At 73.6% G+C, this 11,746-nt stretch carries 1 pseudogene; it reads right to left on the bottom strand.

Features of this window, described 5'->3' with window-relative positions:
- Positions 1–82: 82 nt before the first annotated feature.
- Positions 83–10,657, bottom strand: a pseudogene (locus A5481_RS34770) (calcium-binding protein); the annotation flags it as partial.
- Positions 10,658–11,746 lie beyond the last annotated feature (1,089 nt).

Here is an 11,746-nt window from a genome sequence, read left to right as displayed (position 1 = left end):
GTGCCCGTCGCCGGGCGCGAACAGGTAGACGTCGTTGCCGGCGCCGCCCGTCAGACGGTCCGAGCCGCGCCCGCCCGCCCGCCAGGGTGTCGTTCCCGGCCCCGCCGTCGAGGACGTCGCTGCCGTCGCGGCCGTCGAGGCGGTCGTCGCCGGTCCCCCCCGAGACGGTGTCGTCGCCGTCGCCGCCGCGGATCGTGTCGTCGCCCTCGAAGCCCGACAGGACGTCGTTCCCGACGCCCGCGCCCGCCACCGCCTCGGCCCGGTTGAGCCGGACGTTGTCGAGGGAGGCGCCGCGCCCGTCGGCGTAGCCGGTGCCGCGGAAGCCGAGGCGGTTGGTCCCGGTCCGCGCGGTGACCAGCACCGCCCCCGGATGCATCCGGGTCGCAGGCTCGGCGAAGCTCGCCACGACGGCGCCGTTCCACAGCACCTCGAACGCGCCGCTCTCGGCCGAGGTGCGGTTGGCGTGATCGAAGCGGACGAGGAGCGTCTCGCCCTCGGCGAGGCCGGTCACGTCCTGGGCGAGGTGGAGGTTGCTGCCGGCGGCGCCGTCGCCGTCGAGGTCGAGCCAGTAGCCGGACTCGGTCGCCGCGATGTCCGCCCGGCCGTACGCGACCCGCTCGAACCCGCGGGCGGCGGCGCCCTGCGCGTTGTCGATCCGCGTCCAGCCGGGCAGGGTCGCGGCCGAATCGCCGTACCATTGCGCGGCGGCGTCCGTCGCGCCCTGCTCGAAGCCGCCGTTGACGAGGAGGCTGTCGCCGACCGCCCGCCACCGCACGGTGCCGCCGCCCTCGATCTCGTCGGGGCCGGCGGTGCCGACCAGCGTGTCGCTGCCGGCGGTGCCGACCACGCGCGAGCCGCCGGTCGAGCCGGTGATCGTCGGCGCCTCGACGTAGGCGAGCCGCGCCTCGAGGTCGGCGGCGCTCCAGACGGTGCCGTTGCCGAAGCGGATCTCCGCGATCACCGCCTCGCGGCCCCAGCGCGAGACCCAGATCCGGTCCTCGGTGCCGGCGAGCGACAGCGAGAAGGCGCCCCAGAGGTCCGAGGTCCGGGCGAGGACCTCGACCTGGCCTGGATCGATCGAGGCGTCGAACACGATGACGTTGCGCTCGCCCGCGGCGGCGTCGTAGATCCAGTCCTCGCCGAAGCCCGCCGAGAACCGGTAGGTGTCGCTGCCGGCCCCGCCTTCGAGCCGGTCGGCGCCGGCCCCGCCGGTCAGGACGTCGTCGCCCGCCCGGCCGTACAGGGTGTCGTTGCCGCCGAGGCCCTCGATCACGTTGGCGTCGGCGGTGCCGGAGATCGCGTCGTCGGTCGCCCCGCCGATCATCGGGACCCCGCCGCCGTCGCCCTGGATCGTCGAGCGTTCGACCGCGACCCAGCGCGCCCTCACATCCGCGGCGGTCAGCACCGTGCCGTCGGAGAACCGGACATCGTAATCGGCGGCGCCGAAGCCGCCCCGCAGGGTGACCCGGTCCTCGCTGCCGGCGACCCGCAGCACGAGGTCGAACCAGGCGCCGTAGGCCTGCGCCGGCCGCTCGACGACCAGGTCGGCCGGGGTGATCGGCGCCTCGAAGACGAGGTGGTTGACGATGCCGGTCCCGCCCTGCGAGTCGAAGACGACGTCCTGGCCGAAGCCGGCGGCGAACCGGTAGGTGTCGGCGCCGTCGCCTCCGTTCAGCTCGTCGTCGCCGCTTCCGCCCTCCAGGGTGTCCTCGCCGCCCGCTCCGCCGAGGATGTCGTCGCCTCCCAGCCCGACGAGGCGCGAGGCGGCACCCGGGATGGCGTAGAGGGCGTCCCGGCCCTCGGTGCCGACGGTCTCGCCTCCCTGGTCGCCGTGCCGCGCGACGCCCTGCCAGGCCGCGAGCCGGGCCAGCATGTCGGCATAGGTCCAGACGGTGCCGTCGGCGAAGCGGATCGTGTCGGCATTGTCGAGGTTGGTGAGTTCGAGGGTGTCGGTGCGGCCCGCGATCGTCACCACCATGCCGGCAGCAGGGTCGACGCCCCGCGCCGCCAGCATCACGTCGGCGGCCGCGATCGTCGCGTCGAACGCGACGACGTCGGCCTCCCGCGGGCCCCAGCCGTAGTAGTTCGAGACCTCCACCCGGTCCCGGCCGAAACCGGCGGAGAAGCGGTAGGTGTCGGCGCCGTCGCCGCCCTCCAGGCTGTCGTCGCCGGTACCGCCGACGAGCGTGTCGTCGCCCGCGCCGCCCAGAAGCGTGTCGTTGCCGGCCTCGCCGAGGAGGAGCTCGGAGCCGGTGCCGCCGTCGATCCGGTCGTCGGACCCGGCCCCCGACAGCGTCGCGGCGGTCGCGCCGCCGGTGAGCGCGACGCCGGGCGCGGGGGTGGCCGCCGCCATGAGCGCGTCGCGGGTCCAGACCGTCCCGTCGGCGAAGCGGACCTCGTCGACCCCGTAGGCCTGGCTGAAGGCGCCGTTGCGCAGGGTGATGGCGTCGTCGGAGACCCGCGAGCGCAGGATCAGGTTCCAGCCGTCCTGCGAGACGTGGACGGCGATGTCCGACGGGGCGACCGTGGCGTCGAAGACGACCGCGTTGACGCTCCCCTCCTCGTGCTCGTCCCAGATCACGTCGGCGCCGAAGCCGGCCGAGACGAGATAGGTGTCGCCGCCGGTGCCGCCGGCGAGGTCGTCCGCGCCGTCGCCGCCCTCGAGGAGATCGGCGCCGTCGCCGCCGGTGAGCTGGTCGGCCCCCGCTCCGCCCCGCAGCGTGTCGTCGCCGGCCCAGCCGGTCAGGGTGTCGGCCTCCGCGGTGCCGACGAGGAGGTCGTCGGCAGGCACGCCCCGGCGCGCCACCCCGCCGGTCGGGACCGCCGCGGCGGCCAGGTCGGCGAGCGTCAGGACCGTGCCGTCGGCGAACCGGATCCCCGCGATGGTGTCCCCGCCCCGCAGCGCGTCGGGCAGTTCGATCACGTCCGCCGTGCCGCGAAGGATCACCAGCAGCGTGTCGGAGAGGCTGTCGGGGTCCCACGGCCGGGGCGGCCGCTGCACCACGATGTCGGACGCACGCACGCCCGCCTCGAACACGATCCAGTCGAGGCCGGCCTCGCCGGGAGTGACGGTGTCGTGCCCGAAGCCGGCGGCGAAGCGGTAGATGTCCGCGCCCGCGCCGCCGGCGAGGGAATCGTTGCCGCTGCCGCCGCTCAGCACGTCGTCGCCGTCGCCGCCCTCGAGGGTGTCGTTGCCGGCGCCGCCCTCGAGGGTGTCGTCGGCCCCGCCGCCGTCGAGCCCGTCGTCCCGCGCCGTGCCCACGAGCCGGTCGGCGGTCGGGAAGTCGGCGGCGGTGAGGACCCGCTCGTTGCTCCCGTAGCCGACCAACCGCTCGATCATCTGCGGGCGCGTCAGCACGGTCCCGTCGGCGAAGCGGATCTCGGCGATCGCGTCGAAGTCGCGGATCTCGATGCGGTCCTCGGTCCCGGCGAAGCGCAGGCGTGCCGGGCCGTAATCGGCCGGCCCGCCCCAGTTCCAGGACGTCGATGCGATGACGAGGTCGTCGGGCGAGAACGAGGCGTCGAGCTCGATGACGGTGTCGGCCCCCGACGAGGCCCATTCCTCGATCGTGTCCTGCCCGAAGCCGGCTGAGAACCGGTAGATGTCGGCGCCCGTCCCACCCGTCAGGAGATCGTTGCCGGCGCCGCCGATCAGCACGTCGGCGAAGCGGCTGCCGGTGAGGGTGTCGGATCCGCCGCGTCCGTCGAGGGTGAGGCCGGCCGAGAAGCCCGAGGCGTCGAGCCGGTCGGCGCCGGCGCCGCCCGCCATGCCGCCGCTCCCGGCGAGCCCGCGGACGAACAGGCCGCCGGTCTCGGCGGCGGCGATTCGCGCCTGGATGTCGGCGAGGGTCTTCGCCGAGCCGTCGGCGAAGCGCAGCGCCTCGACGCGGTAATTGACGTTGCCGAGGCCCTCGACGATGCGAAGCCGGTCCTCGGTCCCGGCGACGCGGATCACGAGGTCGTTGCCGGCGGCCGTGAACGCGAGGTCGTCCCAGCCGATGCCGGCGCCGAACGCGATCGCGTCGGTGCCGCCGGTATAGAAGTCGTAGTCGTCGCGCGCATCGGTGACCGTGTCGTCGCCGTCGCCGCGGGAAAACACGTAGACGTCGTCGCCGCCGCCGCCGCGCAGGACGTCGTTGCCCCGCCCGCCGGTCAGGGTGTCGTCGCCGAAATAGCCCGACAGCGTGTCGTCGCCGGCCCCGCCCCGCAAGCCGCCCGCGCGGGCATCGTCGACGAGGACGTCGTCGCCCGCGCCCCCGGTCGACAGGACATCGAGGATCGCCTCGTAGGAGGCCGTCGTGCCGTCGGCGAAGCGCAGCGCCTCGACGCGGTAATTCTCGCGCCGGAAGCCGTTGACGATCCGGATCCGGTCGTCGCCCCCCGCGATGACGAGGTCGTTGCCGGCGGCCGTGAACGCGAGGTCGTCCCAGCCGATGCCGGCGCCGAACGCGATCGCGTCGGTGCCGCCGGTATAGAAGTCGTAGTCGTCGCGCGCGTCGGTGACCGTGTCGTCGCCGTCGCCGCGGGAAAACACGTAGACGTCGTCGCCGCCGCCGCCGCGCAGGACGTCGTTGCCCCGCCCGCCGGTCAGGGTGTCGTCGCCGAAATAGCCCGACAGCGTGTCGTCGCCGGCCCCGCCGGCGAGGAGCCCGTTGCCCGAATCGTCGACGAGGCCGTCGTCGCCGGCTCCGCCGGTCGACAGCATCCGCATCAGCGCGTCGTAGGTCGTCACCGAGCCGTCGGCGAAGCGCAGGGACTCGATGCGGTAGTTCTCGCGCCGGAAGCCGTTGACGATCCGGATCCGGTCGTCGCCCCCCGCGACCGCAATGACGAGGTCGTTGCCCGAGACCGAGAGGCGCAGGTCGGAGAGCGCGATGCCGGCGCCGAACGCGATCGCGTCGGTGCCGCCGGTATAGAAGTCGTAATCGTCGCGCCGGTCGGTGATCGTGTCGTCGCCGTCGCCGCGCTCGAACACGTAGACGTCGTCGCCGCCGCCGCCGCGCAGGACGTCGTTGCCGGACCCGGCGACGATGCGGTCGGCGCCGGCATGGCCGAGGAGCGTGTCATTGCCGAAGCCGCCCTGGAGCGTGTCGGCGGCCTCGGTCCCGTCGACGACGCGGTCGGTGGCGAGGGTGAACCTGGCCCCGGCGAAGTTGACGGCCGTCAGGTCGCCCGCCGCCACGTTGGCGAGGCGCAGGAGCAGGCGCGCGTCGGCGAAGCGCCGCACGCCGTCCTCGACGAAGTAGACGAGCGTGTCGGCGCCGCTCGCGCGCACGACGATCCGTCCGGCCAGGCCCGTGGCGACGGCGACGTTGAGGGCGTCGCCGGCATCGCCGGCGCGGAAATTGGTGACGGTGTCGACGCCCTCGCCCCAGCGCGCGACGGGCACGAACACGTCGTAGGTGTTGCGCGCCGCCGCGCCCGCGAGCTCGCGGGAGAACAGGCCGGAGCCGATCTGCGCGATCGTGCCGACCGTCGCCGGATCGGCGCCGGCATCCTCGACGATCGCGACCGAGACGATCTCGACGCGCTGGTCGTTGGTCGCGCCCCCGGTCGCACCGCCGAAGCCGTACCAGACCGTGCTCTGGCCCTTGAACAGCGCGGCGACGGGATCGTAGGTCCTGCTGCCGGCCGGCACCCCGTCGACCATGTAGGCGAAGGTCTTCGTCGTCGCGTTCCAGGTGATGACGACGTCGTGCCAAGCGCCGTTCTCGAGCTGGTCGTAGTCGCGGCGCGGCTCGCGGCTGGCGTTGCCGTCCTCGCCGTCGACGACGAAGCGGCTGAAATCGGTCGACTGGCCGTAGGTGTCGAACAGGATGCCGAACGAGCCGGGGATCAGGGCGCCCATATTGGCGATCGCCGGGGTGATCGCGGCCGGACCCGAGTTCTGAACCGCGAAGGAGACCCCGTCGCCGCCGCCCTCGGCGCCGCCGAAATACAGCCGCGCCGTCCAGACGATGCTGTTTTCCAGGTCGACATTGCCCCAGACCGCCCCGGTCTGCCATCCCCGGTCGGGGGTGAGCTGGTAGGCGCCGCCGCCGAGGGAGGAGGCCGATCCCACCGTGGCGAGGCCGCCGACCGGCAGCCGCCGGATCGGCGTGCGCGCGAGGCCGATCGTCGAGGCCGCGAGGGCGGTCCCGCCGCCCGGCCCGGCCGCGGCGCCGGCGAAGGCGGGATCGCCGAACGGGTCCGCGCTCCCCCCCGGCGCGAGGGCGCGCCCGGCGGCCGCGGGCGACAGGGCGCGTCCGGCCAGCATCGCGGCCGACCACTGGGTCCCGTCGCTGAAGCGCACGCGGTCGATCGGGGCCGCGCTCGCCGTCGCCTGCCCGCGCAGGGTCAGGCTGTCGTCGCCGCCGACGAGCCGCAGGACGAGGTCGTCGCCGCTCTGCACCACCACGACGTCGGCGGGCGCGATGCCGGGGCCGAGCCGCAGGGTGTCGGTCGATCCCGCCCAGTCGACCCCTTCGACGATCGTGTCGCGGCCGTAGCCGCGGCCGAAGACGTAGGTCGTGCTCCCGCGCCCGCCGGCCAGGAGGTCGTCGCCGGCCCCGCCGTCGAGGGTGACGGCGACGTCCGACTGCGCACCGAGATCGACCGTGTCGGCCCCCGCCCCGGTCGAGGCCGCCGCCCGCGCCAGGATCTCGGCGAAGTCCCACACCGTCCCGTCGGCGAAGGCGAAGAGCTCGACGCCGCGATCGCCCGCGCCGCCGGCCCGGAACATGTCCCGCACCGTCAGGCGGTCGTCGCTGCCGGACAGGCCGATGACGAGGTCCTGCGGCCCGACCGAGAGGAACCGCACGTCGCCGGGCTGGATGCCGGCCGCGAAGCGCACCCGGTCGAGGCCGGCGCCGTCCACGGTCTCGATGTCCGCGATCGTGTCCTGGCCGTCGCCGCGGCCGAAGACGTAGGTGTCGGCGCCGTCGCCGCCCTCGAGCCGGTCGTCGCCGCGCCCGCCGACGAGGATGTCGGCCCCGCGCCCCCCCTCGAGCCGGTCGTTGCCGGCGCCGCCGTGGATCTCGGAGCCGATCCCGGGCGCGGCGAGGTCGGCCGGCACCGTGATGCGGTCGTCGCGGTCGCTCGGCGCGACCGAGGCCGAGAGCGCCCGGTAGCCGATCCGCCGCCCGTCCGCGAAGGCGATCGCGGCGACGACCGGGTCAGGGTCGCCCTCGGGGTCGACCAGGGTGACGCGGTCGTCGCTGCCGCGCAGCGACAGCACGAGGTTGCCGTCGCGGTCGCGGGTCGCGACGACGTCCTCGAGCGCGATGCCGGGACCGAACAGCAGGGTGCCCCGGCCGTCGGCGCTGCCGCCGCTCTCGATCCGGTCCTGGCCGTCGCCGCGGGCGAAGCGGTACACGTCGTCGCCGCCGCCGCCGCGGATCACGTCGTCGCCGGGCCCGGCCGCGAAGGTCTCGCCGCCCGCGGCCCCGCTCAGGCGGTCGTCCTGCGGGGTGCCGCTCGCCGTGACCATCTCGCGCAGCCGCTCCAGCGTCAGCACGGTGCCGTCGCCGAACCGGACGGTGTCGATCCCGCTCCAGCCGGAATCGTAGCGCAGCACGATCTCGTCGGTCGTGCCGACGAAGGAGAGCACCAGCTCGGTGCGGGACGGATCGACCTGCCGGACGCGCATCTCGTCGGGCCGGTAGCCCGTGATCGCGAGCGCGTCGCGGCCGGCGGAATCGTCGATGACGTCGCGTCCGTCGCCGCGGGCGAAGGCGTAGGTATCGTCGCCGCCGCCGCCGCTCAGGGAGTCGTCGCCGGTGCCGCCCGCCAGGGTGTCGGCGCGGCCGCTGCCGACGACGACGTCGTGGCCGGTGCCGGCCTGGCCGGCGATCGCCGCCCGCACCAGGGCGGCCTCGTCCCAGACCACGCCGTCGGCGAAGGCGAGCGCGGGCAGGCGGCCGGAGCCGAGCCCCGCCCGGACGACGAGCTGGGCCCCGGAGGCGAACGCGACCACGAGATCGGTCGAGCCGATGGCGGCCCGGCGCACCGAGGCCTCGGCGGAGGCGTAGGCCTCCAGCACCACCGTGGCGCTGGTCACGCCGTCGGGCATCTCGACGCTGTCGATCCCCTCGCCGGCGCCGACGACGACCCGCGCGCCCTCGGCCAGGATCAGCCGGTCGTGCCCGGCGCCGGGCCGGAACGTGCTGCCGGCCGGGAGATCGCGCAGGTCGACGAGGTCCTGGCCGCCGTTCGGCGATCGCTCGCGGATCAGGCCGCGCACCGCCTCGATCGACAGGGCGGAGCCGTCGGCGAAGACGAAGCTCTCGACCGGCCGGGCGCGCAGGCCCGAGAGCACGACGAGCCGGTCGGCCGCGTCGCCGTCGCCGTCGCCGTCGCCGAGGGCGACCACGAGATCCTCGCCGACCGCGCGGAAGCGCACGACCTCGCGGGTGATGCCGGGCCCGAACACCACCCGGTCGACGCCGCCGGTATCCAGGATGCTGTCGCGGCCGTCGCCGAGGCCGAAGCGGTAGGTGTCGTCGCCCCGCCCGCCCTCGAGGGCGTCCGATCCGGCCCCGCCCGACAGGGTGTCGTCGCGGGTATCGAAGCCGATCAGGTGATCGTCGCCGGCCGTGCCGGTGAGCATCCGGTCGACGATCGCCTCGATCGACAGCACGCGCCCGTCGGCGAACTCGAACCGCTCGACCCGGCGCGTCGACAGGCCGTCCACGATGGTGAGGACGTCGAGGCCGCTGCCGAGGTCGAGAACGAGGTCGTCGCCGCTGCGGGTGACCCGCAGGTCCTCCTGGCGCACCGAGGCGCCGAACACCACCCGGTCGACGATGCCGGCGCGGTCGGGCCGCTCGAGGATGCGGTCGAAGCCGTAGCCGGCCGAGAAGGCGTAGGTGTCGGCCCGGTCGCCGCCGACCAGGGTGTCGTCGCCCTGGCGGCCGTCGAGCACGGTCTCCTGGTCGGCCAAGCCCTCGATCAGGTTGTCGCCGCGGTTGCCGCCGGCGATCTGCAAGAGGTCCTCGACGTCGGAGATCCGCAGCGTCGTGCCGTCGAAGAACCGGAACAGCTCGACGCCGTCCTCCGCGTCGCGGAACTGCGCACGGATGCGCAGGGTGTCGGGACGGCCCTTGAGCGAGGTCAGCAGGTCCTGGCCGTCCTTGGTGAAGACGACCGCGTCGCGGGTGATGCCGCCGCCGAACTGCACCACGTCGTCGACCGGCACGCGCACGCCGCGCCGGTCGGTCCAGCCGGCCCGCGCCCGGCGGTCGACGATCACGTCCTCGCCGTAGCCGGCGTCGAACAGGTAGGTGTCGCCGCCGTCGCCGCCGGCGAGGGTGTCGTTGCCGGCGCGCCCGTCGAGGGTCTCGGCGAAGTCCGAGCCGGCGATCGCGTCGGCGCCGGCGGTGCCGACGAGGTCGATGTCCTCCGGGTTGACGTCGGTGAACGACACGGTGCGGTCGGAGAAGACCAGCGCCTCGACCGCGAAGGCCTGCTGCCCGTCGCGGACGTACTGGTTCTCGAGGACGAAGCGCTGGCCGGTCGCCCGCACGGTGACGACGAGGTCGAGGGCGGTGCGCGAGAACGTGACGTCGCCGGAGGCCAGGCCCTCGAACACGACCCGGTCGTCGCCCGCGGAATCGAGGATCGTGTCGTTCCCCTCCCCGGCCGCGACCCGGTAGGCGTCGTTGCCGGCAAAGCCGATCAGCCGGTCGTCGCCGGCGCCGCCGTCGAGCGCGTCCGAGAGCGCGTCGTAGCCGTAGATCGTGTCGTCGCCGGGCGTGCGCGCCACGTCGATGAAGTGCTGGGCGAGCTTGAGTCCGCTCCAGGCGGTGCCGTCGCCGAAGACGATGTCCTCGATGAGGTTGAGGAAGCCGAAGATCGGGACCGTATCGAGGAAGTCCTGCAGCACCACCTCGTCGGTCGTGCCCTTGACGCGCAGGCGCAAGGTGTCGCTCGGTCCGTCGCGCAGGAAGTCGAGGTCGGTCCAGCGGATCTCGTCGACGAAGGTGAGCCGGTCGTGGGCGGGCGGGTCGAACAGGCCGTTCAGCCCGTTGTCGAGGATCACGTCGCGGCCGTAGCCGCGGCCGAACACGTAGGTGTCGTCGCCCTGGCGACCGGACAGGAAGTCGTCGCCGGCGCCGCCGTCGAGGGTGTTCGAGTTCAGCATGCCGAAGATCGCGTCGTCGCCCGCGGTCTTGGCGGTCTTCAAGACCTTCTCGGCGATCTGCCCGAAATCGAGGCTGGTGCCGTCGTCGAACAGGAAGCGTTCGATCAGATTGGGGGCGACGTAATCGAGCCCGTCGCTGCTCTCGAGCACCTGGGCGAAGATGCCGACGCCGGTGCGCATGCCGCCGAACTGGCCGATGATCTCCAGCGTGTCGCCGGTCTCGCGCCCCTCGGCGTCGAGGATCACGATCCTGAGGTTCTGGCTCTCGCCGTCGCGGATCAGCCGGAGGTTGTCCGCGGTGATGCCGCCCTTGAAGGTCAGGACGTCGATGCCGGCCTTGACGATGCCGAACGAGAACGCGCCCTGGTCGTCGATGACGTCCTGGCCGTCGCCGCGCTCGAAGACGTAGATGTCGCCGCCCGCGCCGCCCGACAGGTAGTCGTTGCCGCGCCCGCCCCACAGCACGTCGGCCGAGCCCGAGCCGATCAGCGCGTCGTTGTAGAGGCCCGCCGCGCGGGCCTTGTCGACCACCTCCATCGACATCCGGAAGCGGTCCCAGACAACCCCGTCGGCGAACACGATCGAGGCGACGCCGGACTCCCCGCGGCCGCCGCCGGGCAGCACGCCGTTCAACTCGCCGAGGAATTGATTGGTCAAACGCAACGATAAGTTGTGTTTTTGGGCGCGCAAGACCAGGTCCTGCCCGTCGCGCACCGCTGCGATCTCGCCCGACAGGACGTCGGTGAAGCGCAGCTGGTCGGCCTCGCCGTGGTCGGTGTCGTCGATGACGTCGTTGCCGGATTCCCGCCCGACGAAATAGACGTCCGCCCCGCGGCCGCCGCGCAGGGTCTGGTCGCCCTTCGTCAGGTAGAAATAGTCGATGCCGCCGGTGCCGGCGACCTCGGTCGCCTCGGCCGCGTGGGTGACGAGGCGCTCCTCGCTGATGCCGAGCGCGTGGGCGACGCCGCTTATGTCGAGGTCGACCCCGATCGTCTCGAAGGCCGGCAGCAGCATCTGCAGCACGAAGGGCTGGTCGACGGCGAGCGTGCTGCCGACGAGGTTGCCCTCGCCCGAGGGCCGGTAATCCGGATAGACCTGCGACAGCACGCCGTGCCAGTCGGTCAGGTAGTCGAGGACCGCGTCGTCGCGGTTGCTCGCCGGGGCGCGGCGGAAGATCGCCTCGAACAGCGGCGCGAGCTCGCGGTTCGTGGTCGGCCGGTAGCTGTCGGTGGCGACGTCGTAGGCGATGCCGGCGAACACGTCCTTGAGGCCGCCCTGCATCGCGAGGCGCATGGCGTAGCGGCGCGAGGTCGCGACGTACTGCTCCATCACCGGCTGCAGGAGCGCGATCATCGCGTCGATGCCCGAGACGTAAGCCGCCGGGTCCGCCGACAGGTTGGCCCGCCCCGTCGGGCCGACCGCGTAGGCGAGGTGACCGGTGGCGGCATCGAGCCGCGCCGTCAGCATCTCGGGCCGGAAGTCGATCCCCGCCAGCGAGGTCGCGAAGTGGAACTGCGCCGGCGTCAGCATCTCGACCCGGTAGGTCGAGGAATCCGTCGAGCCGACCTCGTCGAGGTGGTCGAAGTCGATCGCGTAGTTGCGTAAGGAGAACTCGCGGCTGTCGCC

Source organism: Methylobacterium platani, from assembly GCF_001653715.1.
In the GTDB taxonomy this organism is placed as follows: domain Bacteria; phylum Pseudomonadota; class Alphaproteobacteria; order Rhizobiales; family Beijerinckiaceae; genus Methylobacterium; species Methylobacterium platani.
This window is presented reverse-complemented; position numbering and strand designations above follow the sequence as displayed.